This window comes from Martinezella rhizogenes (assembly GCF_000799715.1).
Classification (GTDB): Bacteria; Pseudomonadota; Alphaproteobacteria; order Rhizobiales; family Rhizobiaceae; genus Rhizobium; species Rhizobium rhizogenes_C.
Map to the genome: position 1 here is coordinate 41,321 of NZ_JUHG01000003.1, position 25,945 is coordinate 67,265.

General features: G+C 59.8%; 21 protein-coding genes. 7 read left to right on the forward strand and 14 right to left on the reverse strand.

The annotated features are described in order from the left end of the window. The first annotated feature begins 18 nt into the window (after positions 1 to 18). Positions 19 to 1,407, forward strand: coding sequence for an MFS transporter (locus EX00_RS02460; protein WP_052210639.1), 1,389 nt, complete (start codon positions 19 to 21; stop codon positions 1,405 to 1,407). 68 nt (positions 1,408 to 1,475) lie between these two features. Here EX00_RS02460 and purH read toward each other — a convergent pair whose 3' ends face one another. From purH to htpX, 4 genes are all read right to left on the reverse strand, one after another. Further along, positions 1,476 to 3,092: a bifunctional phosphoribosylaminoimidazolecarboxamide formyltransferase/IMP cyclohydrolase gene (gene purH, locus EX00_RS02465; RefSeq protein WP_047453795.1), complete on the reverse strand. Its 1,617-nt coding sequence runs from the start codon at positions 3,090 to 3,092 to the stop codon at positions 1,476 to 1,478. 168 nt (positions 3,093 to 3,260) lie between these two features. Further along, the gene (locus EX00_RS02470; protein WP_047453796.1) at positions 3,261 to 4,907 is read right to left on the reverse strand and encodes a heparinase II/III family protein; all 1,647 of its coding nucleotides are present in this window, start codon (positions 4,905 to 4,907) and stop codon (positions 3,261 to 3,263) included. Positions 4,908 to 5,058: 151 nt separating this feature from the next. Continuing rightward, complete coding sequence (locus tag EX00_RS02475) at positions 5,059 to 6,474, reverse strand: RsmB/NOP family class I SAM-dependent RNA methyltransferase (RefSeq protein ID WP_404944003.1); 1,416 nt, start codon at positions 6,472 to 6,474, stop codon at positions 5,059 to 5,061. Further along, entirely contained in the window at positions 6,465 to 7,454 is a 990-nt protein-coding gene (htpX, locus tag EX00_RS02480; protein WP_047453800.1) for a zinc metalloprotease HtpX, read from the reverse strand. Before htpX ends, EX00_RS02475 begins: the two co-directional genes overlap by 10 nt. A gap of 108 nt (positions 7,455 to 7,562) precedes the next feature. On the opposite strand from htpX, the gene EX00_RS02485 reads away from it, so the two are divergent. Beyond that, positions 7,563 to 7,781, forward strand: a complete 219-nt coding sequence (locus EX00_RS02485; protein WP_047453802.1) for a DUF1674 domain-containing protein — start codon at positions 7,563 to 7,565, stop codon at positions 7,779 to 7,781. A 370-nt stretch (positions 7,782 to 8,151) separates the two neighbouring features. Next, positions 8,152 to 8,502: a BP74-related protein gene (locus EX00_RS02490; RefSeq protein ID WP_047453804.1), complete on the forward strand. Its 351-nt coding sequence runs from the start codon at positions 8,152 to 8,154 to the stop codon at positions 8,500 to 8,502. Between the two features lie 91 nt (positions 8,503 to 8,593). Here EX00_RS02490 and acs read toward each other — a convergent pair whose 3' ends face one another. Continuing rightward, complete coding sequence (gene acs / locus EX00_RS02495) at positions 8,594 to 10,552, reverse strand: acetate--CoA ligase (RefSeq protein WP_047453806.1); 1,959 nt, start codon at positions 10,550 to 10,552, stop codon at positions 8,594 to 8,596. A 223-nt stretch (positions 10,553 to 10,775) separates the two neighbouring features. Between acs and EX00_RS02500 the strand changes: the two genes are divergently transcribed. Then, positions 10,776 to 11,480, forward strand: coding sequence for a DUF1013 domain-containing protein (locus tag EX00_RS02500; protein ID WP_047453808.1), 705 nt, complete (start codon positions 10,776 to 10,778; stop codon positions 11,478 to 11,480). 73 nt (positions 11,481 to 11,553) lie between these two features. Here EX00_RS02500 and EX00_RS02505 read toward each other — a convergent pair whose 3' ends face one another. Next, the gene (locus EX00_RS02505; RefSeq protein WP_047453810.1) at positions 11,554 to 12,213 is read right to left on the reverse strand and encodes a YggS family pyridoxal phosphate-dependent enzyme; all 660 of its coding nucleotides are present in this window, start codon (positions 12,211 to 12,213) and stop codon (positions 11,554 to 11,556) included. Positions 12,214 to 12,413: 200 nt separating this feature from the next. Here EX00_RS02505 and leuS point away from each other — a divergent pair, with 200 nt between their 5' ends. From leuS to holA, 3 genes are read left to right on the forward strand one after another with little or no spacing between them, the layout of a single operon-like run. After that, entirely contained in the window at positions 12,414 to 15,044 is a 2,631-nt protein-coding gene (gene leuS, locus EX00_RS02510) for a leucine--tRNA ligase (protein WP_047453812.1), read from the forward strand. Beyond that, entirely contained in the window at positions 15,034 to 15,555 is a 522-nt protein-coding gene (gene lptE / locus EX00_RS02515) for an LPS assembly lipoprotein LptE (RefSeq protein WP_047453814.1), read from the forward strand. Before leuS ends, lptE begins: the two co-directional genes overlap by 11 nt. Before the next feature lie 14 nt (positions 15,556 to 15,569). Next, positions 15,570 to 16,607 carry a DNA polymerase III subunit delta gene (gene holA, locus EX00_RS02520; protein ID WP_047453816.1) on the forward strand — a complete coding sequence of 346 codons (1,038 nt, stop codon included), beginning with the start codon at positions 15,570 to 15,572 and terminating at the stop codon, positions 16,605 to 16,607. A gap of 118 nt (positions 16,608 to 16,725) precedes the next feature. On the opposite strand, the gene EX00_RS02525 is transcribed toward holA, so the two are convergent. The 8 genes from EX00_RS02525 to hemE form a co-directional block, all read right to left on the reverse strand. Further along, entirely contained in the window at positions 16,726 to 17,610 is an 885-nt protein-coding gene (locus tag EX00_RS02525) for a ParB/RepB/Spo0J family partition protein (protein WP_047453818.1), read from the reverse strand. A gap of 30 nt (positions 17,611 to 17,640) precedes the next feature. Beyond that, positions 17,641 to 18,438 (reverse strand): ParA family protein, encoded by a 798-nt coding sequence (locus tag EX00_RS02530; RefSeq protein WP_047453820.1) that lies wholly within the window; start codon positions 18,436 to 18,438, stop codon positions 17,641 to 17,643. Between the two features lie 20 nt (positions 18,439 to 18,458). Next, on the reverse strand, positions 18,459 to 19,076 hold the full coding sequence (gene rsmG, locus EX00_RS02535) for a 16S rRNA (guanine(527)-N(7))-methyltransferase RsmG (RefSeq protein ID WP_047453822.1): 618 nt from the start codon (positions 19,074 to 19,076) through the stop codon (positions 18,459 to 18,461). Between the two features lie 33 nt (positions 19,077 to 19,109). After that, complete coding sequence (gene mnmG / locus EX00_RS02540) at positions 19,110 to 20,990, reverse strand: tRNA uridine-5-carboxymethylaminomethyl(34) synthesis enzyme MnmG (protein ID WP_047453824.1); 1,881 nt, start codon at positions 20,988 to 20,990, stop codon at positions 19,110 to 19,112. A 110-nt stretch (positions 20,991 to 21,100) separates the two neighbouring features. Then, positions 21,101 to 22,435: a tRNA uridine-5-carboxymethylaminomethyl(34) synthesis GTPase MnmE gene (mnmE, locus tag EX00_RS02545; RefSeq protein ID WP_047453826.1), complete on the reverse strand. Its 1,335-nt coding sequence runs from the start codon at positions 22,433 to 22,435 to the stop codon at positions 21,101 to 21,103. Positions 22,436 to 22,728: 293 nt separating this feature from the next. Continuing rightward, positions 22,729 to 23,994, reverse strand: a complete 1,266-nt coding sequence (gene rho, locus EX00_RS02550; protein ID WP_155294009.1) for a transcription termination factor Rho — start codon at positions 23,992 to 23,994, stop codon at positions 22,729 to 22,731. A 194-nt stretch (positions 23,995 to 24,188) separates the two neighbouring features. Further along, positions 24,189 to 24,728, reverse strand: coding sequence for a protoporphyrinogen oxidase HemJ (gene hemJ, locus EX00_RS02555; protein WP_047453944.1), 540 nt, complete (start codon positions 24,726 to 24,728; stop codon positions 24,189 to 24,191). A 19-nt stretch (positions 24,729 to 24,747) separates the two neighbouring features. Then, positions 24,748 to 25,782 (reverse strand): uroporphyrinogen decarboxylase, encoded by a 1,035-nt coding sequence (gene hemE / locus EX00_RS02560; protein WP_047453946.1) that lies wholly within the window; start codon positions 25,780 to 25,782, stop codon positions 24,748 to 24,750. Positions 25,783 to 25,945 lie beyond the last annotated feature (163 nt).

Sequence of the window (25,945 nt, forward strand, 5' to 3'; positions counted from 1 at the left end):
GGAATCGGGAACAGGAATTTGGTGGCCACCGAGATAAGGGACGAAGCGCCGGCAAAAGTGCCGGCGCGAGGCATCTGGGGATGGATGTTCTTCGACTGGGCGGCGCAACCGTTCTTCACCGTCGTCACCACCTTCATCTTCGGTCCCTATTTCGTCGCGCGGCTGACCGCCGATCCGGTGGCCGCACAGACGACATGGAGCAACATAGCGACGATCTCCTCGGTGATTATCGCCGTGCTGTCGCCGGTCCTCGGTTCGATCGCTGACCAGTCGGGCAGGCGCAAACCCTGGATCGCCTTCTTCGCCGTCATCAAGATCGCCAGCCTCTTCTGCCTCTGGGGTGCTGCCCCCGGCTCGCCAATCATCTATCCCGTCATCTTCATGATCCTCGCCTCAATCTCGGCGGAGTTTTCGATCGTCTTCAACGATTCGATGATGCCCCGGCTTGTCAGCAAGGACGATGTCGGCCGCGTCTCGAATGCTGCCTGGGGGCTCGGCTATCTCGGTGGCATGATCGTGCTGATCGCCGTCGTGGCGCTTTTGGCCGGCAATCCGCAGACCGGCAAAACCATTCTCGGCCTGACACCACTCTTCGGTCTCGACGCAGCGCTCGGCGAGGACGCCCGTATCACCGGGCCGATCGCCGCCGTCTGGTATTTCCTCTTCATCCTGCCAATGTTCTTCTTCACGCCGGATGCCGCGCGCGGCCTACCGCTGGCCGCTGCTGTTCGCTCCGGCCTGCGTGAACTGAAAACGACGCTCGGCGAGCTGAAGCGCCGGCGGGGCATCAGCCTTTTCCTGATCGCCCGCATGATCTATCAGGACGGCGTCAACGGCCTGCTGATCCTCGGGGGCACCTTCGCGGCGGGCATGTTCGGCTGGGCGACCATCGAAATCGGCATCTATGGCATCATCCTCAACATCATCGCCATTTTCGGCTGCTTCATCGCCGGCTATGTCGACCGCTGGCTGGGCTCAAAGATAACCGTCGTCATCAGCCTCACGCTACTGCTCGTCGCCACGCTCGGCATCGTCTCCACAGGACCGGGCTTCACGCTCTTCGGCTTCGTGCCGCTTTCCATCGCCGATTCCGGCGGCCTGTTCGGGACGGCGGCCGAGAAGGCCTATATCGGCTATGGCCTGCTGATCGGTATCGCCTTCGGCCCGGTGCAGGCCTCCTCGCGCTCCTATCTCGCCCGCAGTGTTAGTGTCGCGGAGGCGGGCCGTTATTTCGGCATCTACGCGCTCTCTGGCCGCGCCACCAGCTTCATGGCGACACTGTTCTTCTCGCTGATGACCTATTGGAGCGGTTCGGCCCGCCTCGGCATGGCGACATTGGTCGTCTTCCTCGCCGGCGGCCTGCTTCTCCTGCTGCGGACACCTTATCCCGCCGACAAGGCGAGATAGGCAAAAGAAAATCCCGGCTGGGCTGGCCAACCGGGATATCTAAAATTAGGATCTGGTATATCCGCCCATTAATGGCGGAAATGGCGGATGCCGGTGAAGACCATCGCGACATTGTGCTCGTTGGCGGCGTCAATGACTTCCTGGTCACGCATCGAGCCACCCGGCTGGATGACAGCCGTAGCACCAGCGGCAATCGCCGACAGCAAGCCATCAGCGAAGGGCAGGAAGGCTTCGGAGGCAACGGCGGAACCCCGCGTCAGCGGTTCGGCAAGCCCCATGGCCTTGGCGGCGTCTTCCGCTTTGATCGCGGCGATGCGGGCCGAATCGACGCGGCTCATCTGGCCGGCGCCGATGCCGGCCGTCTGGCCGTCCTTGGCATAAACCACAGCATTCGACTTCACATGCTTGGCAACGCGGAAGGCGAACTTCATGTCCTCCAGCTCCTGCGCTGTCGGCGCACGCTTGGTGACGACCTTCAGCTCCATGTCCTCGACGAGCGCATTATCGCGGCTCTGAACGAGCAGGCCGCCGGAGACGGTCTTGGCGGTCAGGCCGGCTACACGCGGATCGGGCAGGGCGCCGACCGAGAGAAGCCGGAGGTTCGGCTTGCGGGCGATGATCGCCTTGGCTTCCTCGGTCACGTCGGGCGCGATGATGACCTCGGTGAAGAGCTTGACGATTTCCTCTGCCGTTGCCGCATCGAGCAGGCTGTTCAGCGCGATGATGCCGCCGAAGGCCGAAACGGAATCGCAGGCGAGCGCCCGCTTGTAGGCTTCGACCAGGCTCGGGCCCGTGGCAACGCCGCAGGGATTGGCATGCTTGATGATCGCGCAGGCCGGACCATTTTCCGGCAGAAACTCGGCCACGAGTTCATAGGCCGCGTCGGTGTCGTTGATGTTGTTGTAGGACAGCTGCTTGCCCTGGATCAGCGTTGCGGTCGAGACGCCGGGACGGTTTTCGCCGGTGACGTAGAAAGCCGCCTTCTGATGCGGATTTTCGCCATAACGCATCTCTTCACGCAATACGCCGCCGATGACGCGATGACGCGGCGTGGCGATATCGAGGGCTTCTGCAAACCAGTTGGAGATCATCGCATCATAGGCAGCGGTGCGGGCAAAAGCCTTCGCGGCCATGCGCTTGCGGAAGTCGTAACTCGTCTGTCCGGCATCCGTGGAAAGCTGCTCCAGCAGCTCGGGATAGTCGGCCGGATCCGTCAGGGTGATCACATAGGCATGGTTCTTTGCCGAGGCGCGGATCATCGCCGGGCCGCCGATATCGATATTCTCCACCGTCGTCGGATAATCGCCGCCAGCCTTGCGCACGTCTTCGAAGGGATAGAGGTTGATGACGGCGAGGTCGATGCCTTCGATGCCGTGTTCCTTCATCGCCGCCTGATGCTCGGCATCGTCACGGATGGCAAGCAGGCCGCCATGCACCTTCGGATGCAGCGTCTTGACGCGGCCGTCCATGATCTCCGGAAACTCAGTGACCTCGGAGACGTCGGTCACGGCAAGGCCCGCAGCCGCAATCGCCTTGTGCGTGCCGCCTGTCGACAGCAGCCGCACGCCTTGTTCGCTGAGCGCGCGGGCTAGCTCGACGATACCAGTCTTGTCGAAAACGGACAGAAGCGCGGTTTTCACCTGAACTTTGTCGGGAGCGGGAATTTTCTTGGAAACGACGGCCATGGGCTTTCTCCGGTCTGAAGCAATTCCAGGAAAAGTGTGCAGCGGTTTTCCGTCCGGAATTGCGAGATAACAAAAACAGAGCGGGAACCGCTCTGGCATGAGGAGATGTCCGGCGAAAACGGCGCGGGACGATATGCCCGCCCCGTTAGCATAGCTGACGCTGTTAGCCTATGGCCGTTGGGACAAAAACCAGCGGATTTCCGGCTTTTCGGCGATCGGGAAAACAATCTCGAGCTGGTCGGAGGAGCGCATACCGGAGGCATCGGCGAAAAAGATATCCTCGGCCACCAGCACCTCGTTGCCCGGCGAGGAGAAGACCCAGGTCTCCCCATCCGGCGCGATTAGCAGGGCACTGTCCGTCTCGGTTTGCAACAGGCTGATGGAGGGATGGACATGGAAACGAGCGGAGGCCATGTTTTCGCCCCTCGGCGTATGCTTCTTGCCTTCGGGAACGAAGAAACGGTCGCGGCCGGCAAGGATGGTGCCGGCCGCATTGAGGCTGATCTCACGCTCGTGGACATAGCCGAAGGTGGAGAGATAGCCGTCATGCGCGGCTCTCACATAATCGCGGCCGTCTTCAGTCTCGGCGCGCTCGACGATGACCTTTTTCACTCCCCCGACCATAATGGGGCCAAGGGTCTTCGACTTGGAAAATTGACAGGACGAGGTGTCGTTGAGCGTTACGGTCGAATGCGCCGCCGTCGCCCGGGCTGCCTGCAGGTAGCGATCGTCGGCGAATTCCGGTGCGCCGGAATTGACGATGAAGCGGGCCTTGCCCGAGGACATCTCGAAAGACAGGCAGCCGGCATGGGCCGTGCGGCTGAGGTCGGCGGAGGCGGGACAGCCGGTATCGACGATGATGACGGCCTGGCCGGCGGCCAGTCGATGGTATTTCGCGTGCGGCAGCGCCTTGAACGTCTGGCCGGCGGTTTCATCATAGCGCAGCACCGACATCAGCTCGTTGGCAAGCGTCGAGGTCGCGCCATTGAACAGAGCGAGATCGCCATCCTGATGCCGGAAGAAGCGCAGGGCCGGATACATGCGGTCAATGCCGGGGATCAGCCGCGACGGGACATCGTGGCCGAGATTGACATAGGTCTGACGCAGCGGCAGCAGATCAAGAAGCAGCTCCAACGCTATGCGCGGATTGCGTGAGATATGGCCGCCATCGGACAGGATTTGCCGGTCGATTTCCCGATTGAGCGCCTGGCCGGCACGCTTCAGCGCCGAGGCACCGTTCGGCATGGCGACCGAGGACATGGCAAGCGCAATCCGCACCCGGAATCGTGTCGTTCCGTCTCGCGTCGTTGCCGCAACCCGGCGGAGATAGCGCACATGCAGGACGAGCATACGCATGAAACGGCGGTAAAAGCCGCTATCCGTGCCCTGTAGGAGAACCGGCGAATGCGACAGCCAGGCGATCAGCCGCTGGGCGGCGGTATCGGGCGCCCAGGCGATGCCCTGCAGCCGGCGGCCGTGGACGGCCATCCAGTCATTGAGAATGGAGCGCGCCAGCGCCGACGCCTGATCGCTTTTTTCCGCCCGCAAATGCCGCAGCCAACGGAAATTGTGCAGCCGCGCGGCAAAGACTTGCGATGGAAACTCCAGGGCAAAGGGCGACCCGCCTTCGGTTTCCAGCACGCGGCCCGCCAGCAGGATGCGGCCATTGATCAGCTCTTCCGCGAAAAAGGGATCGATGCTGCGCAGATCCGTCGGAGCCACGATCAGCCGTTCCGGCACACGCATCGTGTGGCGGGTGAGACGCAATCGCGCCAACGCCGCGCGGCGAGACATCCGCCGCCATGCTTCCCGCATGTGTAACTTCACTAAATCCTGCCGCAGAACTGCATATTTGCTTGTGCTTACTCTCAACGCTCGGTGGTTAAGAAGAGGTTAGGAGTATGCCAAATCGAGACATTATGCCCAGTTTTTCATCAAGATGGGGGTAATCGTTCAAGCTCCGCCACTATTGCGTGCGACGAAGCACCACGGCGAAAAACCCATCGAGGCCGGAGGCAAAACCACCGGAGAGCGGCAGCATGTCGGGCGTGGTGCGGAAGGCGCCGAGCGGAGAGATCGCCGCTTCGAGACCCGGCCAATCCTCGGGGCTGATCGGCACGCGCTCGACCGTATCGGTCTCAGCCAGGACGCGCGCGACAAGATCCTCGCCCTCTTCAGGATCGAGCGAGCAGTTGGAAAAGACCACCAGCCCGCCGGGCCTGACCAGGGTCAGGGCATGGCGAAGCAGGCGCTCCTGCAAGGCGGCCAGCTTGGCGATATCCTCCGGACCCTTGGTCCAGAGTACATCGGGATGACGGCGGGTCGTGCCCGTGGACGAGCAGGGAGCATCGAGAAGGGCGGCGTCGAAGAGTTCGTCGGGCTGGAACTTCGCCATGTCGGCAACAACGGTTTCTGCCTCCAGCCCAAGCCGCGCCAGATTGCCGGACAGCCGCTTCAGACGATTGGCGGATTGGTCGAGCGCAGTCACCTTGCCGCCGGCCAGAATAAGCTGCGCCGTCTTGCCGCCGGGCGCGGCACAGAGATCGACGACCCGCTGGCCGGCAAGCGAGCCGAACAGCTTTGCCGGAATGCTGGCGGCGGCGTCCTGCACCCACCATTCGCCGTCCGTAAATCCATCCAGAGACGGGATGGAGCCTTCAAAAGCGGCAAGACGCACGCCGCCGGTCGGCAGAACCACACCGTTCAGGCGCTTCGCCCAGCCCTCGGCATCCGATTTCACCGTGACATCGATCGCCGCTGGCTCCAGCTGCGTATCCGAAATCTTCAGCGCCGCTTGCCTGCCATAGGCAGCCTCGAGACGGGTCAGGAACCATTTGGGCATGGCCGGCACATCGGCACCCTGGTCCAAAATCTCCTGCTTCTCGCGCCCAATCCGCCGGAGGATGGCATTGACCAGCTTGGCGAAGCGACGATTGCGCGGGTCCTGGTTGGCCTGTTCGACGGCGATATCGACGGCGGAGTGATCCGGCACGTCGAGATAGAGCATCTGCGCCGCACCCACCACCAGCACATGATGCAGGGCCCGCGCACCTTCCGGCAGTGGCGAATCCAAGAGCGAAGCGATCGCCGCCTCGATGCGCGGCAGATGCCGCAAGGCCGAATTGAGGATGGCGCGCACCAGCGCCCGGTCGTTGTCGCCAAGCGCCTTGTAGGCGGGGTTTCCGCCTTCGGCATCCAGCATGCCGTCGAGCGGCGTCTTGCGGTCGATCACGGCCGAAAGAATCTTGGTTGCTGCGGCACGCGCCGCAAATCCGGGCTTGGAGGAAACCGAATCACGCGGCCGCCCCTGTCCGGAGCGGTTGCCTGCTTGCTTTCCGTCTTTGTTGAAATGCTTGTTTTTATTATCAGAACTCAAGACCAGGGTCCCTTCGGCGGTTGCGAACCACCGCGACCCGTATTCGGCACGGAGCGCGATTTGCGCACCGGATTAGCAGTCATGGCCGGTCCCGTCGAGCCGGAGCGGGTCGACATGCCGGCGGAAGGGCCGGCGCCGCCGCCGCCATGCCGCGCCATGTCGTGCAGCGCGGCGATGCGGTTTTCCGTATTCGGGTGCGTCGAAAACAGATTGTCCATGCGCGCGCCGGAAAGTGGATTGATGATGAACATATGCGCCGTCGCCGGATGTCCCTCGGCTTCCTCGTTCGGGATATGTGCCGCACCACGGGCGATCTTGCCGAGCGCCGAGGCGAGCGACAGCGGATTGCCGCAGATCTCCGCGCCGCGGCGGTCGGCCGAATATTCGCGCGTCCGGCTGATCGCCATCTGCACCAGCATGGCAGCCAAAGGCGCGACGATCATTGCCGCCAGCACGCCGATGGCGCCGAGCGGATTGTTGCTGTCGCGGCGGCCGCCGAAGAAGAAGGCGAAATTACCGAGCATGGAGATGGCGCCGGCAAGCGTCGCCGTGATCGTCATGGTCAACGTGTCGCGGTTCTGCACATGCGCCAGCTCATGTGCCATGACACCCGCCACTTCCTCCGGCGTCAGGGCATGCAGAAGACCGGTCGAGGCAGCGACGGCGGCATTTTGCGGATTGCGGCCGGTGGCAAAGGCGTTCGGCTGCGGATTGTCATAGAGATAGACCTTCGGCATCGGCAGCCCGGCATTGCGGGCGAGATCGCGAACGATGCCATAGAATTCCGGCGCGCTGCGCTCATCGACTTCCTGTGCGCCATAGGTGGAGAGCACCATGCGATCGGAATTCCAGTAGGAAAAGAAATTCATGCCGGCGGCCACGACCAACGCGATCATCATGCCGGATTGCCCGCCGATCAGATAGCCAACGCCCATGAACAGGGCGGTCATGAAGGCAAGCAGCATGGCGGTACGCATGATATTCATTCGGGTCTCCAACACGATCGACAGTCCGAACCTTTCTCTTTGCGGCCGGACGCACTATGATTTGGCTATTCACCCGGCTATTTCAACAGCTCCAGGCCGCTCCAAGCCATGCAGACAGCAGATAACGACAATAAAACCGACATCGAAGCCGGCGAAGTGCCCCGCAAACCGCTCTCGCCCGCCGCCAGGCGCGCACTTGCCGAAGCGGAAGAGCGTCGCAAGGCTGAGATTCAACCCGACCTCCCCCCCGAAATCGGCGGCCGCGGCGGCGCCGACCCCTCACGCTTCGGCGATTGGGAGATCAACGGCCGGACGATCGATTTTTGAGATCGATGTCTGGACGTGCCTATCCGGTTTGTCATGAAGGAAAGAGCCAGCCACTGGCCCTTTGACGCCAATATCTCTGGTCGCTGATACCCCCTGCGGTGGCGACGTGGATGCTATCGCTCCACCCAATGAATGTCGCGCTCGGCTTCACAAAAAAACTCGCACCTAATTACGCGGGCAAAGGCCATTTGTGCCTTTTCGCCGAAGCAGCGCGCGGCGGAACTCGGACGCGATTTCAATTTAAAAAAATTGCCTGATACCCATAAATATGCTGGGGATCAATGACTTGACTTAAAATTAGTAAACACTAATTCACGGGAGTTTCCATGAAACAAACCACATGATTTCAACTCGATAGGAAGCAAGCACCATGCCTCGTTATTTTGCCTTTGAACAACCATCGTCTCCAGGTGTGGAGTTCATAATCGAGCTCACAGATGAAAATACGATCAATCATGCCTTGCGGATCATTTCCGGCGAGGAACAGACGGAGATTCATGTTCATGGCAGAATCATAAAGAGAACCGTGCCATACAATCCGAAGTTTAGCTTCTACCTGGACCCGACGACGATACGCTTCTTCGCCATGGCAATCGAAGTCTGCGACGCAAATATGATGTATGTCGAGGATCATCTCGACGAGGCCGGCGGCGCCTTTCTCCCCGGCAACCATTGGTGCCCATGGGATTCCAGAGTGACCCGCGAAGTGACCTTCAGCTAAATTGAAGAGTGAAGCGGAGCGGCAATCAAGGATGAGATCGTCTCATCCGGATTGCCGCTCCTTACATTCTGCGACTCATCCAATCTTCAACCTAAGCCGCATCGGCCTTGTTCTGCCGATTGACGATGAGATCCTCGACCACGGCCGGATCGGCCAATGTCGAGGTATCGCCGAGTGCGCCAAAATCGTCTTCGGCGATCTTGCGCAGGATACGGCGCATGATCTTGCCGGAGCGGGTTTTCGGCAAGCCGGGCGTAAACTGGATCTTGTCCGGCGACGCGATCGGGCCGATTTCCGCGCGCACATGTTTCACAAGCTCCTGACGCAGTGCGTCCGAGCCTTCCTGACCAACCATCAGCGTCACATAGCAATAGATGCCCTGACCCTTGATCGCATGCGGATAGCCGACGACGGCAGCCTCCGAAACATGTTGGTGCGAGACCAACGCCGATTCGACCTCGGCCGTGCCGAGACGGTGGCCCGAGACGTTGAGCACGTCATCGACGCGGCCGGTGATCCAGTAATAACCGTCCTCGTCGCGCCGGCAGCCGTCGCCAGTGAAATACTTGCCCTTGTAGGTGGAGAAATAGGTCTGGATGAAACGTTCATGGTCGCCATAGACCGTGCGCATCTGCCCCGGCCAGCTATCGGCAATCACCAGATTGCCGTTGGCCGCCCCTTCCAGCACCTGGCCATCGCCATCCACCAGCTCCGGTATGACGCCGAAGAAGGGTTTCGTCGCCGAACCGGGCTTGAGATCGGTGGCGCCCGGCAGCGGCGCGATCATGTGGCCGCCGGTTTCCGTCTGCCACCAGGTATCGACGATCGGGCAACGGCCGTCGCCGACGACATTGTAGTACCACTCCCAGACTTCCGGATTGATCGGCTCGCCGACCGTGCCGAGCAGGCGCAGGCTGGAGCGCGAGGAGCGCTTGACGAAATGATCTCCGGCCCCCATCAGCGAGCGGATCGCCGTCGGCGCGGTGTGGAAGATATTGACCTTGTGCTTGTCGATGATCTCCCAGAAGCGGCCCTGATCCGGGAAGTTCGGCACGCCCTCGAACATCAGCGATGTCGCGCCGTTCGCGAGCGGCCCGTAGACGATATAGGAATGGCCGGTCACCCAGCCGACATCGGCCGTGCACCAGTAGATATCGCCGGGGTGATAGTCGAAGGTATATTCATGCGTCATCGACGCATAGACGAGATAGCCGCCCGTGGTGTGCAGCACGCCCTTCGGCTTGCCGGTCGACCCTGATGTGTAGAGGATGAAGAGGGGATCTTCCGCCTTCATCTTTACTGGCGGGCACTCAGCCTTCACTTTGCCGGTTTCCTCGTGATACCAGAGGTCGCGGCCGGGCGTCCAACCAGTCTTGCCGCCGGTACGGCGCACGACCAGGACATTCTTGACGTTGACCTTCTGCTTGGCGGCGATCTCGACCGCCTTGTCGGTGTTTTCCTTGAGCGGGATCGACTTGCCGCCGCGAATGCCCTCGTCGCAGGTGATGACGAAGGTCGACTGGCAATCGACGATACGCCCTCCCAGCGCCTCCGGTGAGAAGCCGCCGAAGACGACGGAATGCACCGCGCCGATGCGGGCGCAGGCGAGCATCGCGTAAGCCGCCTCCGGGATCATCGGCATATAGATGGTGACGCGGTCGCCCTTCTTGACGCCGTGCTTCTTCAGGACATTCGCCAGCCGGCAAACATGCTCGTAAAGCTCGTTATAGGTGACTTTCTTGTCGATATAGGGGTTGTCACCTTCCCAGATGAAGGCGACGCGATCGCCATGCTTCTTCAGATGACGATCGATGCAATTATAGGAGACGTTGGTCAGCCCGTCCTCGAACCATTTGATCGAGACCTTGCCGGTAAACGACGTGTTCTTGACCTTGGTATAGGGCTTGAACCAGTCGATCCGCTTGCCATGCTTGCCCCAGAACTTGTCGGGATCCTCGACGCTCTGCCTGTACCATTTCTGATATTTCGCCTCGTCGATCAGAGCGCGCGCCTTGACCGGTTTCGTCACCGGATGAATCTTTTCCGACATGGTTTCCTCCTCGAATCCTGGCACCCTTTTCGCAATTATGGGCACCATTTCCAAGCAATCAATAGCAGCTCAAGTTACGACAGCAATTGGACAAAGCGCATTTCATCGGCAAAGAATTGCAATTCCACGACGCTGCGGTTATATAGGGCCATATTTCCCGGAAAAATGTGGTGTTACACCCCGGACCGCGACACCGGCGCGGACTGACAGAAGGACTATATCTATGGCTCAACAATTGCTCATGCCGAAGGCAACGGCCATCTGGCTTGTCGATAATACAGCCTTGTCATTCGACCAGATCGCGCAGTTCTGCAAGCTGCATCCGCTCGAAGTCAAGGCCATTGCCGATGGCGAAGCGGCCCAGGGCATCAAGGGCCTCGACCCGATCGCCACCGGGCAGCTGTCGCGCGACGAAATCGGGCGGGCCGAAGCCAATCCGAACCACAAGCTGAAGATTTCCGAGCCGAAGGTCCGCGTGCCGGAATCCAAGCGCCGCGGCCCACGTTACACGCCGGTCTCCAAGCGCCAGGACCGCCCGAACGCCATTCTGTGGCTGGTGCGCAACCATCCGGAACTGAAGGACGCGCAGATTTCCCGCCTCGTCGGCACCACCAAGTCGACCATCGAGCAGATCCGCGACCGCACGCACTGGAACTCGACGAACCTGGCGCCGATGGACCCGGTGACGCTCGGCCTCTGCAGCCAGATCGATCTCGACATGGAAGTTGAAAAGGCCTCCAAGGGCCGTCCACTGCCGACCGCCGCCGAACTCGGCGCGACGCTGCAGCCGGCGCAGGAAACCGAGAAGCTCGGCTACAGCTACGAGCGCGACGAGCCCAAGGAAAAGGAAATCGACGCCGACGCCGTCTTTGCCAAGCTGAAGTCGCTGAAGTCCAACACGCCGGACGACGACGACGATCAGTACTGAGAGCCGGCTGGTCGCATGTTTTCAAAGCCCTGGTTTCCCGACCGGGGCTTTATTTTTTTTTGCTGTCCGGAGCCTATCGCGCCCCGAAAATCGCCGAACCGACGCGAACGCTGGTGGCGCCGAAGGCAACCGCGATCTCGTAATCGCTCGACATGCCCATCGAGAGCTTGTCTACGCCGGCCTTGGCCGCGAGCTTGGCGAGAAGCGCGAAATGCGGTCCCGGATTCTCGTCCGCCGGCGGAATGCACATCAAGCCCTCGATCGGAAGCCCAAGCTCGTTGCGGCAGAGGTCGACGAAGGCGATGGTATCGTCGGGCGCAATCCCGGCCTTCTGCGGCTCCAGCCCGGTATTGACCTGCACGTAAAGCCTGATGGCCTTGCCCTGCCGCTTGATTTCGTCGGCCAAGGCGCGAGCGATCTTTTCGCGGTCGACCGTCTCGATGACATCGAACAGCGCCACCGCGTCGGCCGCCTTGTTCGATTGCAGCGGCCCGATCAGATGCAGTTCTATGTTGGGCGTCTCGGCTTTCAGCGCCGGCCATTTGCCCTGGCTTTCCTGCACGCGGTTCTCACCGAACACCCGCTGGCCGGCCGAGATCGCCGGGCGGATCGCATCGGCATCGAAGGTCTTGGAAACGGCAACGAGCTGCACGGCGCCATCGGGCCGGCCGGCCTGGCGTTCCGTCGCCGCGATATGGGAGCGAACCTCGTTCAACCGCTCTTGAAGTTCCATCGTTTCGCCTCGATATGTATGCTTATTCCCAAGACTTTGCAGTAATGAGGCAAGCGGCCTTTGCCAAGGGCGAATGCCACAGAATCCGGCTTTGCTTTGCAAGATAAAGCACTTGCCGCACCCGCTAAACTTGACGCTTGGTTGGTTTCGTGATGAAGGTCACGGCCAACTCCCCATGATTTTCCGGAATACAAGATCAGATGGCTACCGAACGTTATAATCCGCGCGATGCTGAGCCTCGCTGGCAGCAGAAATGGAACGATGAGAACGTCTTTCTCACCGACAACGCCGATCCGCGCGAGAAATATTACGTCCTAGAGATGTTCCCCTATCCGTCGGGCCGCATCCATATGGGCCATGTGCGCAACTACGCCATGGGCGACGTCGTCGCGCGCTACAAGCGCGCTCGCGGCTACAATGTCCTGCATCCCATGGGCTGGGACGCCTTCGGCATGCCGGCGGAAAACGCCGCCCGCGATAACAAGGTACATCCGAAGGAATGGACCTACCAGAACATCGCCTCGATGAAGGCGCAGCTGAAGGCCATGGGCCTGTCGCTGGACTGGAGCCGCGAATTCGCCACCTGCGACGTCGAATATTATCATCGCCAGCAGATGCTCTTCATCGACATGATGCAGAAGGGACTGATCTACCGCAAGAAATCCAAGGTCAACTGGGATCCGGTCGACAACACCGTGCTCGCAAACGAGCAGGTCATCGACGGTCGCGGCTGGCGCTCGGGCGCACTGGTCGAGCAGCGCGAGCTGACGCAGTGGTTCTTCAAGATCACCGATTTCAGCCAGGAACTGCTGGACGCGCTGGATACGCTCGACCACTGGCCGGAAAAAGTGCGACTGATGCAGAAGAACTGGATCGGCCGCTCCGAGGGGCTGACGATCCGCTGGGAAATCGTGCCCGAGACCTCGCCAAACGCCGACCGCGAGATCGCCGTCTATACGACGCGCCCGGACACGCTGTTCGGCGCCTCCTTCCTGGCGATTTCAGCGGATCATCCGCTGGCCAGGGAAGCCTCGGCCCTCAATCCTGACATCGACGCCTTCTGCGAGGAGTGCCGCCGCGCCGGCACCTCGCTGGCGGCGTTGGAGACCGCCGAGAAGAAGGGCATGGACACGGGTATCCGTGTTCGCCATCCACTCGATCCATCCTGGGAACTGCCGGTCTATGTCGCCAACTTCGTGCTGATGGACTACGGCACGGGCGCCATCTTCGGCTGCCCTTCGGGCGATCAGCGCGACCTGGATTTCGCCCGCAAGTATGACCTGCAGGTCATTCCCGTCGTCATGCCGAAAGACGGCGACGCCGCAAGCTTTACCATTGGCGATGTCGCCTATGATGGCGACGGCGTGATGATCAATTCGCGCTTCCTCGACGGTATGAACCCGGAAGAAGCGTTTGAGACGGTGGCGACGAAACTGTCGGCGGTAAGCCTCGGCAATGTGCCGCAGGCCGAACGCAAGGTGAATTTCCGCCTGCGCGACTGGGGCATTTCCCGTCAGCGCTATTGGGGTTGCCCGATCCCGGTTATCCATTGCGATGATTGCGGCGTCTTGCCGGTGCCGAAAGAGAATCTGCCGGTCAAGCTGCCGGATGACGTCACCTTCGACCTGCCGGGCAATCCGCTCGACCGCCATCCGACCTGGCGCCATGTCGCCTGCCCGCAATGCGGTAAGGATGCCCGTCGCGAAACCGACACCATGGACACCTTCGTCGATTCAAGCTGGTATTACACCCGCTTCACCGCCCCCTGGGCTGAGGAGCCTACCGACAAGGCCGCCGCCGACCACTGGCTGCCGGTCGATCAGTATATCGGCGGTATCGAGCATGCGATCCTGCATCTGCTCTATTCGCGCTTTTTCACCCGCGCCATGCGCGAGACCGGCCATGTCGACGCCAGGGAACCCTTCAAGGGCCTGTTCACGCAGGGCATGGTGGTTCACGAGACCTATAGCCGTGGCCATGGCCTGACGCGCGAATGGGTGTCGCCAACCGATATCCGTATCGAGGAAACCGACGGCGAGCGCCGCGCGACCTTGCTGTCGACCGGCGAGGACATCGCCATCGGCGCGATCGAGAAGATGTCGAAGTCGAAGAAGAACGTCGTCGATCCCGACGATATCATCGCCTCCTACGGCGCCGATACCGCCCGCTTCTTCGTGCTTTCCGATTCGCCGCCGGACCGTGACGTCATATGGTCGGAAGCCGGCGTCGAAGGCGCGCATCGCTTCACCCAGCGCATGTGGCGCCTGGTGTCGGAAGCCGCCGACGAGCTGAAAGCCGTTGTTTCGGCTCCGGCTAAAGACGGCGAGGCTCTAGCCATTTCGCAAGTTGCCCACCGCACGTTGAAGGCCGTTCAAGGCGATTACGACAAGCTTGCCTTCAACAAAGCAGTCGCGCGCATCTACGAATTCGTCAATGCGCTGGCAGCTCCCTTGGCCAAGGTCACCGCCGGCGGCACGAATGCCGCTTACCGCTCCGCCGTTCGCGAAGCCGTTGAGATTCTGATCGCGCTGGTCGCGCCGATTACACCGCATCTGGCGGAAGAATGCTCGGTAGCGCTCGACAACACCCATCTCGTCGCCATGAGCGCCTGGCCGACCTATGATGAAGCGCTCGTGGTCGAAAACGAGATCGTCTATCCGGTGCAGGTCAATGGTAAGAAGCGCGCCGAATTGACAATTGCGCGCGATGCGGATCAGAATGCCGTGCAGCAGGCAGTACTCGCCTTGGATGCCGTTACAAGCGCATTGAATGGTCAGGCGCCAAAGAAGATCATCGTCGTTCCACAGAGGATCGTAAACATTGTCGTCTGATAAGCTCTTCAAACTCGCTCGCCTCGCGGGCGTGGCCTCTCTGATTGCCGTTACGGGTCTCTTGTCCTCCTGTCAGGTTCGGCCGCTTTACGCCGTGAGCACGGGTGTTACCCAGAAGCTTGCCGAGGTTTCCTTCTCAGACGCGGGTACGCGCGTCGGCCAGGAAGTGCGCAATCAGCTGATCTTCATCGCCGGTCGCGGCGCGGGCGAGACGAAGACACCGAAATATACGGTCGATCTGAGCGTCAGCTCCGGCACGGCGGGTGTTCTCTACCTGCCGTCGTCGGCAACCTCGGGCGCCGGCCGCACCACGGTCACGGCATCCTTCACGCTGAAGAATGCCAGCGATGGCAAAGTGCTGAAATCCGGCAGCCGCTCGGTCACCTCGCTGGTGGACTTCCCGACCCAGGAATTCGCCAAGCAGCGCGCCATTCGCGATTCGGAAGACCGCGCTGCGCGCGAAGTTTCCGAGATGGTTGCCGCCGACATCGCCGCCGCACTTAGCCGCTGATTTGAGCGCGCGGTATGTCGGAAATCAAATCCCACGAGTTTGACGGATTTCTTCAAAACGCCGCGCGCAACTACCGCCTCTTCGTCATCTACGGTCCGGATCGCGGTCTTGTTTCCGAGCGGGCAGGGCAGGTGGCCGGCAAGACCGGTGTCGACCTGAAGGATCCTTTTTCACTGATCAAGCTTGATGTCGGCGATCTCCAGAATGATGCCGGCCGCCTGCTCGACGAGGTCAACGCCATCGGCCTGTTCGGCGGTGAGAAACTAGTGTGGATTCGCGGTGCGGCCAACGAAAAGGCGCTGATCGATTCGCTGCAGATCATCGCCGACAATCCTCCCGACGCCAGTTTCGTCATCATCGAGGCCGGCGACCTCAAGAAGGGCTCCGGCCTGCGCAAGGTAGCGGAGGCATCTCGCAAGATCGCGACCATCCCTTGCTACGCCGATGATGGCCGCGCGCTGAATAGCCTGATTGACACCGAGCTTGCGAGTGAAAATCTGCGTATCTCGCCCGCCGCGCGGCAGATGCTCCTCGAGCTGCTGGGCGGCGACCGGATCGCATCGCGCAACGAGGTGCGCAAGCTGGCACTCTATTGCCGCGGGGAGGGGACGATCGAGGAGAGTCATGTCGCCGACATTATCGGAGACGCCAGCGCCATTTCCGCGGATGACGCCGTCGACGCCATCCTGAAGGGCGATTCGGATGCTTTTCTGCATGCCATGCAAAAGATCGCTGCCTCCAAGACGTCGATGTTTCTGGTGCTGCAGGGCTGCCTGAGGCAATTTCAGCTTTTGGACGTCATGCGTACGGAGATGGACGAGAAACGTGTGCCGCCGGCGCAGGTCATGCAGACGCTTGGCCGGCACCTGCATTTCCGCCGCAAGCCCATCATCGAGCAAGCCCTCCGGAGCTGGACGGCGCCGGCAATCGCCCGTGAAATGAACCGTCTGCAGTCAGCCATCCTTCAGACCAGACAGCGCGCCAGCCTCGAAGATACGATCGCCACGCAAACATTGCTGGCGACCACGCTGCAATCTGCCCGAAAGGGCTAGAGCACCGCCTTCATTGAAGGCGAGGTGGTCTCTTTAACATATTGATTTTAAATAATATTATCCGCTTTCAAACGATACCGTCCGAAAGCGGATGTCCCAGTGTTTCACGGGAAACAGCTCAACGCCGCTCAAGCAACCGGCAAATTTCTTCCAGCTGCTCCAAAGTCTTATAGGAAATCTTCACCTGGCCACCATTGCCGCGATGGTTGATCGCGACATCAAGCCCGAGTGTGTCGGAGAGGGTGCGCTCCAGCGCCAGCGTATCCGAATCCTTGTCATCCTTGCGCGCGGCTGCAGGTCGGGGATCATTCTGCGCCTTGATATCGTTCTGCGCCAGGCGCTCGGCATCGCGCACCGACATACCCTTGGAGACGATCGTGCGGGCAAGCGTCGCCGGGTCGGAGGTAGAGACCAGCGCGCGCGCATGACCGGCCGAAAGGCTGCCACCGGCGAGCATATCGCGTACCGGCTCCGGCAGCTTCAGCAGGCGCAGCGAATTGGCGACATGGCTGCGGCTTTTACCGATGATTTCGCCGAGATCGTTCTGCGTATAGCCGTGTTCGGCAATCAGCTGCTCATAGCCCAGCGCTTCTTCGAGCGGGTTGAGATCGGCGCGCTGAACGTTTTCGACAATAGCAATTTCCAACGCCGTCTTATCGTCAACATCGCGGACAATGACCGGAATCTCAATCAAACCAGCCAGTTGCGCCGCACGCCAGCGTCTTTCACCAGCGATAATCTCATAACGTTCGGTCGAGACCGTACGCACGACGACCGGCTGCACGATGCCGTGCTGGCGAATCGAGCTAGCGAGGTCGTGCAGCTCGGTTTCATCGAAATAGCGGCGCGGATTCTTCGGATTGCGGCTAATGAATTCGATCGGCACCATACGATCCGGGTTTACGCCCGGTCTGCCGGTTTCCACGGGCGTCGGCTGATCCATCTCTCCGATAAGAGCCGCCAGACCGCGCCCAAGGCGCCGTTTCGAAAGATCATCGTTCATCGTAATACTCACTCCAGAACAAACACACTATCAGGCGGCAGCCTTCCGCTGCCGCTCCCGCTGGATAACTTCCGACGCCAGTTGCAGATAGGCCTGGCTGCCCGCGCATTTCAGATCGTAAAGGATCGCCGGCTTGCCATAGGAAGGCGCCTCGGACACGCGGACGTTGCGCGGAATCAACGTATGGTAGACTTTTTCGCCGAGATGCGTCCGCACATCATTGACGACCTGCTGCGCGAGATTGTTGCGGGAATCGAACATCGTCAGCACAATCCCCTGAATATCCAGGGTCGGATTGACGGTACGACGCACTTGGTCGACCGTCTCCAGTAGCTGGCTGAGGCCTTCCAGCGCGAAGAATTCGCACTGCAGCGGCACCAGAACCGAATGCGCGGCCGCCATGGCGTTCATCGTCAGCAGATTGAACGAAGGCGGGCAATCCACCAAGATATAGGAGAAAGCCGTCGCACCGGCACCGTTCAAAGCCCGGCGCAGCCGGAAAACGCGGTCAGGCTGCTGCGCAATCTCCATTTCGACACCAAGCAGGTCCATCGTCGAGGGGACGATGTAGAGGTTCGGCACAGCCGTCTCCTGAACCGTATCCAGGATCGTATGCGTACCGACCAGAAGATCATAGGATGACACTTTTCGGTCGCGTCGGTCTATGCCGAGGCCCGTGCTGGCATTTCCTTGTGGATCGAGATCGACGATCAGAACGCGCTCGCCAATAGCGGCTAGAGCCGTAGCCAAGTTGATCGCGGTGGTTGTCTTGCCAACACCACCCTTTTGGTTTGCGATAGTAATAATCCGGTTTCGCTCGCCGATCATTTGCCGCATATCCATTATGGTTAAATTCGACGACGAGGGCGAGTTAACTCTAAGATCACGGAATCGCTCTCGACAACACTATTGTGTTTTAACAGATCGAATTCCCAACGACCACGGGCTTTCTGGACCTCGCGCTCGTAATCCCTGCCTTTATGCAGCAGCAAACGCAGGTTTTCATTGCGCTCAACCCATGGCGCTGTGTAATCGAGCAGCATATCCAGCTCGGCAAGCGCCCGCGCCGAGATCACATCGCAATCAGCAATGATCTTCGGCGCCTCTTCGATACGCACCGCATGCACAGCACCGCGAACCTCGCATTCCCGGAGGCAAACCCTTAGAAAGGCAGCCTTTTTCTGGTTGCTTTCCACCAGATCGACATGTCCGTCCTTTTGCTCGGCCAGAAGAATCGCGGTGATGATGCCTGGAAAACCGCCGCCACTTCCGAGATCCACCCAGCGCGCCGGCTTTGGATGAAGCTGGAAAATCTGCGCGCTATCGGCAATATGCCGTCGCCAAAGATCATCGATGGTCGACGGCGCAACCAGGTTGATGGTCTTCGCCCATTTCTGGAAGAGCTCGGCAAAGTGCTGTAGCCGCCCCTGTGTTTCACGTGAAACACGCACACCGTTTAATTCCATGGCAGGACTCTCACACCTTGCAATGCCTTGATATTACGAAACAAGCTTGCGCTCGTCCACCACCGTCAGCTTGCGCAGATGCGCGAGCAGCAGCGAGATCGCAGCCGGTGTCATCCCATCGATCCGTGACACCTGGGCGATATTCTTTGGCTGCGCCTTCGCCAGCTTCTGCTTCAGCTCGTTCGACAGACCTGACAATACCGAGAAATCGAAATCCTGGGGGATAAGTCGCTCTTCCTCGCGCCGAACCTGGACGATATCCGAGGTCTGCCGATCCATATAAACCGCATACGCGGCCTCAATTTCAACCGCTTCCACCACCCGGTGATCGATCGACCGCAGTTCCGGCCACAGACCGGACAGCGAATCGATCGAATGCTCCGGATAGGACAGAAGATCATAAGCCGTCCGGCGCTGCCCATCCTTGTTGAGATGCAACCCAGCCTTCTCAGCCTCGTTCGGCGTCACGTTCAGTGCTTTCAGCTGGATACGCGCATACTCGAGCTTCTTCATATAATCGCTGAAGCGGCTCGCGCGGGCAGTGCCGACGCAGCCAATGGTCAAACCCAACGGCGTTAGGCGAACATCGGCATTATCAGCGCGCAGCGATAGGCGATATTCGGCGCGCGAAGTAAACATACGATAGGGTTCGGCGACGCCGCGCGAGGTGAGATCGTCGATCATCACGCCGATATAGGATTCGGTTCGGCTAAGCTGGATCGCATCACCGCCCGCAGCCAATCGCGCCGCGTTGAGACCGGCGATCAGTCCTTGCGCTCCCGCTTCCTCATAGCCAGTGGTGCCATTGATCTGCCCGGCCAAGAAAAGACCGGGGATCTTCATTACCTCGAGCGAGGGCTTTAATTCGCGCGGATCAACATGATCATATTCAATGGCGTAGCCGCATTGCAAGATCCGGACTCGTTCCAGACCCGGAATGGTCCGGATGAAGGCATCCTGAACATCTTCCGGAAGGGAAGTCGATATGCCGTTGGGATAGACCGTCGTATCATCAAGCCCCTCCGGCTCCAGAAAGATCTGGTGGCCATCGCGCTCGCCGAACTTAACAATCTTGTCCTCGATCGACGGACAATAGCGCGGCCCAACACCCTCAATCTGCCCGGAATACATCGCTGAACGCATGAGATTATCGGCAATGATCTTATGCGTCGCGGGCGTTGTCCGCGTTACCCCACATTCGATCTGCGGATTCACGATGCGATCGGTCATGAAGGAGAAGGGCACCGGTTCATCATCCGCACCCTGGCGTCCAACCGCATTCCAATCGATCGTCGAGCCATCAAGGCGCGCCGGCGTTCCGGTTTTCAGACGGGCCAACGCGAGCCCATAGCGCTCCAGCGTCCCCGACAGACCAACCGAAGGGTCTTCACCGACACGGCCCGCAGGAATTTTCCTATCGCCAATATGAATCAGGCCACGCAGAAAGGTACCGGTCGTCAGAACAACGGCGCCGCAGCGGAATGTCCGGCCATCTTTCAAAACCACCGCCGAGACGCGGCCGTCGCTAATGGTCAGATCGAAGGCATCACCTTCGACAATATCAAGATTTTCAATCGCGCCGATCTCCGCCTGCATGGCCAAGCGATAGAGCTTGCGATCTGCCTGGGTACGCGGCCCGCGAACTGCGGGACCTTTTTTCCGGTTCAGCATGCGAAACTGAATGCCACCAGCATCGGCAACCCGACCCATTAAACCATCAAGCGCATCAATCTCCCGAACCAAATGGCCCTTGCCGAGACCGCCGATCGCCGGATTGCAGGACATCACGCCGATCGTGTCGCGTTTGTGGGTGACCAGCGCCGTTTTCGCGCCCAGCCGCGCAGCTGCGGCCGCAGCTTCGCTGCCCGCATGTCCGCCGCCAACGACGATCACATCATATATAGTCTCGAGCATTGCCAAGCCCTCAGTGTTGCCGCCTGTTTGGCACACCAATTTCAGGAGTCAAGAAGGTTTCACGTGAAACGTTTTGAATGGCCCATCTCGTGGGTCGTGTTTCACGTGAATCATTTACCGATGCAGAATTCGGAGAAGATTACATCGAGAAGATCCTCGACATCGACCCTTCCGGTGATCCGACCGAGACTATGCCCGGTCTGGCGAAGATATTCCGCGCGTATATCCAACCCCGCTGAGGTGGCGCTGACCGCCTGAGTCAGCGCATCCAGGCTCTCGGCCAGCAAAGTCCGATGTCTCAACCGGCTCGGCAGCGCCAACGATAAAGACGTGGAGCGCTCCTGTAGATCCTCGACCAATAGCTGATGCAATTCCCCCAGGCCGGAGCCGGTGCTCGAAGAAATGCAGAGATCATACTCAGTTCCGTCCGCCGGATGAATATCCGCTTTGGTACCGACGCGAACAATCCGGCCGCCAAAACCGGGGAAGTCGGTCTGCGCCTGAGTGCCAATCTCGGCGAGGGAGAGGATGACATCGGCCTCGGCTGCGGTTCTCAGCGCGCGTTTGATCCCTTCGCGCTCGATGACTTCCTCAGTTTCCCGCAATCCGGCGGTATCGTAGAGCCGAACCGCATAACCCTCTATATTGAGATCGACATGCAGGACATCGCGCGTCGTACCGGCGATGTCTGTGACGATCGCCACCTCGCGACGCGCCAGCGCGTTCATCAGGCTGGATTTGCCGGCATTGGGTGCGCCGGCGATAACAACTTTCAAGCCATCTCGCACGATCTCACCAAAGCCGGCGCCGGCGAGATGCGCCGACAGCTCCGCGCGCAGCTTTGCCATATCGTCCCAGACCATATCAGATACAGAACCGGGGATGTCGTCCTCGTCGGCAAAATCCAGCTCCGCTTCGATCAGGGCACGGGCGCGCGTCAGGCGATCGGCCCATCCCTCATAAAGCTTCGACAAGCCACCAGCCGCATGCTCCACCGCCAAACGGCGCTGCATTTCCGTCTCGGCGGCGATGAGATCGGCAAGGCCCTCAACCTCGACAAGATCCATCTTGCCGCTCTCCAAGGCACGACGGGAGAATTCACCATGCTCAGCCAGGCGGCATCCATTAAAGCCGTCAAGCTCATCGAGAAGCGCCGCAACAACGGCCTTGCCGCCATGAACTTGAATTTCTGCACAGTCTTCGCCTGTAAAGGAAGCCGGCGCCGGGAAAATCAAAACCAGGCCCCGGTCGATCGTTAAACCGTTACGAGTCCGAATCGTTTTCAAAGCTGCTTGTCGCGGCTTCGGTAAAGTGCCGGTAAGCGTGGCTATCGCGGCAAGCGCTTCCGGGCCGCTAATCCGCACTACCGCGACGCCGGCCGGAAGGGCGCCGCTGGAAAGCGCAAAGATCGTATCGCCGATTGCATTCATCCAATTGATCCGCATCCGAATCGATTCCCGGCCTTTATCAGCAAGGGTCGATTTCTAACTATCATCCGATCTAATCGTCTTCCGTCGATCTAACTTAAAGCCGTTAGATGTTTCACGATATATCGACGACGAGGGCGAAGAATATCCCGTCATCGAAGCAACCGTTGTGCCTACAAAGCTACCTATCAACACCAGCTCGATCTTAATGCATGCTCTGAAGATTATAAACGAAATCGGGCCGCAAACGCGACCCGATCCGTATTATCCAGCCTCCGCCACCCATGAGCGACGGTCAATCCGGTTAAGGATTACGTGTTCATCGAGTCGAAGAAATCCGGATTGTTCTTCGTCTGCTTCAACTTGTCGATCAGGAATTCGATCGCATCGGTCGTGCCCATCGGCGCGAGGATACGGCGCAGGACGAAGATCTTCTGCAGGTCCTGGCGCGGCACCAGCAGGTCTTCCTTACGCGTGCCGGACTTGAGGATGTCCATGGCCGGGAAGATGCGCTTGTCCGCGACCTTGCGGTCAAGGACGATTTCTGAGTTACCCGTGCCCTTGAATTCTTCGAAGATCACTTCGTCCATGCGGCTACCGGTATCGATCAATGCCGTGGCGATGATCGTCAGCGAGCCGCCTTCTTCGATGTTACGCGCCGCACCAAAGAAGCGCTTCGGACGCTGCAGGGCGTTGGCATCGACACCGCCCGTCAGGACCTTGCCAGAGGAGGGAACAACGGTGTTGTAGGCGCGGCCAAGGCGGGTGATTGAATCGAGTAGGATGACAACGTCACGGCCGTGTTCGACAAGGCGCTTCGCCTTCTCGATGACCATTTCAGCGACCTGGACGTGGCGCACGGCCGGCTCGTCAAAGGTCGAGGAAACGACTTCACCGCGCACGGAGCGCTGCATGTCGGTCACTTCTTCCGGACGTTCGTCGATCAAAAGGACGATCAGATAGCAATCTGGATGGTTGGCGGTGATCGAATGGGCGATGTTCTGCAGCAGGACGGTCTTACCGGTACGCGGCGGTGCCACGATCAACCCGCGCTGGCCCTTGCCAAGTGGCGCCACCAGATCGATGACGCGAGACGACAGATCCTTGGTGGTGGGAACGTCGAGCTCCATGCGGAAACGTTCGTTCGGATAGAGCGGCGTCAGATTGTCGAAATGGACCTTGTGACGGATCTTTTCCGGATCGTCGAAATTGATAGTGTTGACCTTAAGCAACGCGAAATAACGCTCGCCTTCCTTCGGTCCGCGGATCGGTCCCTCGACGGTATCGCCGGTCTTCAGCGAGAAGCGGCGGATCTGCGACGGCGAGATGTAGATATCATCCGGACCCGGAAGATAGTTGGCATTGGCGGAACGCAGGAAACCAAACCCGTCCTGCAGAACCTCGACAACACCTTCCCCGATAATTTCAACGTCCTGGCTGGCAAGCTCTTTCAGAATGGCAAACATCAGTTCCTGTTTGCGCATCGTGCTGGCGTTTTCGACCTCGAGCGATTCAGCAAAAGCCAGGAGCTCGGTCGGGGATTTGTTCTTAAGTTCTTGAAGCTTCATTTCAGCCATGAAGGGAATTACTCTATTTTAGAAGGGGAAAGGCAATGTTGGTCGTATTCAGAGCCGCGATGGGGGATGTCGCGGGCGATAGAACTGATACATGCCACGAAGAGATGGCGGGAAAATAGCGATTCAGTCAGCGCCCCGCAAGGGGGGCAAGCAAAATGAAGGAAATTTAACTTGAGCGCCCGATTCCGCCGATTTCACGCGAAGGGCTTCACCACCGCCAGAATGACGATCAGGATCATCAACAGCGTCGGTCCTTCGTTGACAAGCCGCCAATGACGGGCCGCATGGCGGTTGTCATCCCGTGCGAAAGCCCGCACCGCGCGACTGAGGTACATGTGAACCCCCGTCAGCAGCACCACAAGTCCGATCTTGGCATGCAGCCATCCGCCATGGAAACCATAGACCGACCAGGCGAGATAAAGCCCCAAGATCCAGGTCAGCATCATCGCCGGCGTCATGATTCCCTTCAGGAGCCGCCGCTCCATCACCTTGAAGGTCTCTGATTGCTGCGAGCCGGGCTCGGCATCGGTGTGATAGACGAACAGCCTCGGCAGGTAGAGCAGCCCCGCCATCCACGAGATCACCGCGATGATATGCAGCGCCTTGACCCAGAGGTAGAGATCGTCCGGATGCCAGGCGAACAGGCCGATCGCCAGCGCCACAAACAGCAGGATCACAAAATAGGAACGCCGGCTGGCGCGGGCGCCCGGAGCCGCGTCCGTCTGCTTTTCCATCGGTTGCTCGCTCATGGCCTCAGCCCTTCCATCCACGCACGCGCTCGACCAGCGCGGTGACATTGGCCGGATCGGCCTGTGGCGTGATGCCGTGGCCGAGATTGAAGATCAGCGGCCCTTGGCCCAGTTGCTGCAGGATTTCGTCGATTCCGTCTTCCAGCGCCTTACCGCCGGCAACGACACGCATCGGATCGAGATTGCCCTGCACCGGTCCTTCCTGCTGCAACTCCCTGGCAAAGGCGAGCGGCACCGACCAGTCGAGCCCGATCGCATCGGCACCGGTCTTCTGTCGATAGGTCTTCAGCTGATATCCAGCTCCCTTGGCAAAGGCGATGATCCGCGCATTCGGCCGCTGTGCCTTGACCGAAGCGATGATCCTTGCCACCGGCTTGGTGGCGAAGGCCTCGAATTCCTTTTCGCCAAGCACGCCCGCCCAGGAATCGAAGATCTGCACGGCATCAGCGCCGGCATCGATCTGCGCCACCAGATAGGCGGCGGATATGTCGGCAAGCAGCATCAGCAGATGTTCGAACGCCTTCGGATGTCGATAGGCAAAAAGTCGGGCGGGAGCCTGATCCGGCGTACCGTGGCCGGCAATCATGTAGGTCGCAACCGTCCAGGGCGCGCCGCAGAAACCGAGAAGAGTTGTTTCGTCCGGCAGTTCACCGCGCAAACGCCGCACGGTTTCCATGACCGGAGCGATATGCTCAAGAACGCCCTCGGGCTTTAGCGCGAGAATACCGGCCTCATCGATCGGATCCATTTCAGGGCCATGCCCCTCGGTAAAACGGACATTGCGGTTCAGCGCGTCGGGGATCACCAGGATATCTGAAAACATGATGGCTGCATCAAAGCCATAACGCCGGATCGGCTGCAGCGTCACTTCGACCGCATGCTCCGGGCTGTAACAGAGATCGAGGAAGCTTCCGGCCTTCGCTCTCGTCTCCCGATATTCCGGAAGATAGCGTCCCGCCTGGCGCATAAGCCAGATGGGGGGAGGGGTCAGCGTTTCCCCGCTGAGTACCCTTAAAATCTTCCGGCTGGCACTGTTCACAGTCATCATCCCATATAAAAACAAAGATATATCTTAAGTTTCTATTTCTTAGAGTCTGTGACTATCAAGGATTAAAATTCATCCACCCCTGATCCAATTTGTCGCGCATCCATCCGCGGCTTTGCAAAAAGATCAGCCTCTCCCAGGGATATGTGGAAAAGAA

Coding starts and splice junctions, on each gene's coding strand:
- purH (WP_047453795.1), bottom strand. CDS start 3,092: ATGGCCGTCGTTTCCAAGAAAATTCCCGCTCCCGACAAAGTTCAGGTG.
- EX00_RS02470 (WP_047453796.1), bottom strand. CDS start 4,907: ATGCGGGAAGCATGGCGGCGGATGTCTCGCCGCGCGGCGTTGGCGCGA.
- htpX (WP_047453800.1), bottom strand. CDS start 7,454: ATGAATATCATGCGTACCGCCATGCTGCTTGCCTTCATGACCGCCCTG.
- EX00_RS02485 (WP_047453802.1), top strand. CDS start 7,563: ATGCAGACAGCAGATAACGACAATAAAACCGACATCGAAGCCGGCGAA.
- EX00_RS02490 (WP_047453804.1), top strand. CDS start 8,152: ATGCCTCGTTATTTTGCCTTTGAACAACCATCGTCTCCAGGTGTGGAG.
- acs (WP_047453806.1), bottom strand. CDS start 10,552: ATGTCGGAAAAGATTCATCCGGTGACGAAACCGGTCAAGGCGCGCGCT.
- EX00_RS02500 (WP_047453808.1), top strand. CDS start 10,776: ATGGCTCAACAATTGCTCATGCCGAAGGCAACGGCCATCTGGCTTGTC.
- EX00_RS02505 (WP_047453810.1), bottom strand. CDS start 12,213: ATGGAACTTCAAGAGCGGTTGAACGAGGTTCGCTCCCATATCGCGGCG.
- leuS (WP_047453812.1), top strand. CDS start 12,414: ATGGCTACCGAACGTTATAATCCGCGCGATGCTGAGCCTCGCTGGCAG.
- holA (WP_047453816.1), top strand. CDS start 15,570: ATGTCGGAAATCAAATCCCACGAGTTTGACGGATTTCTTCAAAACGCC.
- EX00_RS02525 (WP_047453818.1), bottom strand. CDS start 17,610: ATGAACGATGATCTTTCGAAACGGCGCCTTGGGCGCGGTCTGGCGGCT.
- EX00_RS02530 (WP_047453820.1), bottom strand. CDS start 18,438: ATGATCGGCGAGCGAAACCGGATTATTACTATCGCAAACCAAAAGGGT.
- rsmG (WP_047453822.1), bottom strand. CDS start 19,076: ATGGAATTAAACGGTGTGCGTGTTTCACGTGAAACACAGGGGCGGCTA.
- mnmG (WP_047453824.1), bottom strand. CDS start 20,990: ATGCTCGAGACTATATATGATGTGATCGTCGTTGGCGGCGGACATGCG.
- mnmE (WP_047453826.1), bottom strand. CDS start 22,435: ATGCGGATCAATTGGATGAATGCAATCGGCGATACGATCTTTGCGCTT.
- rho (WP_155294009.1), bottom strand. CDS start 23,994: ATGGCTGAAATGAAGCTTCAAGAACTTAAGAACAAATCCCCGACCGAG.
- hemJ (WP_047453944.1), bottom strand. CDS start 24,728: ATGGAAAAGCAGACGGACGCGGCTCCGGGCGCCCGCGCCAGCCGGCGT.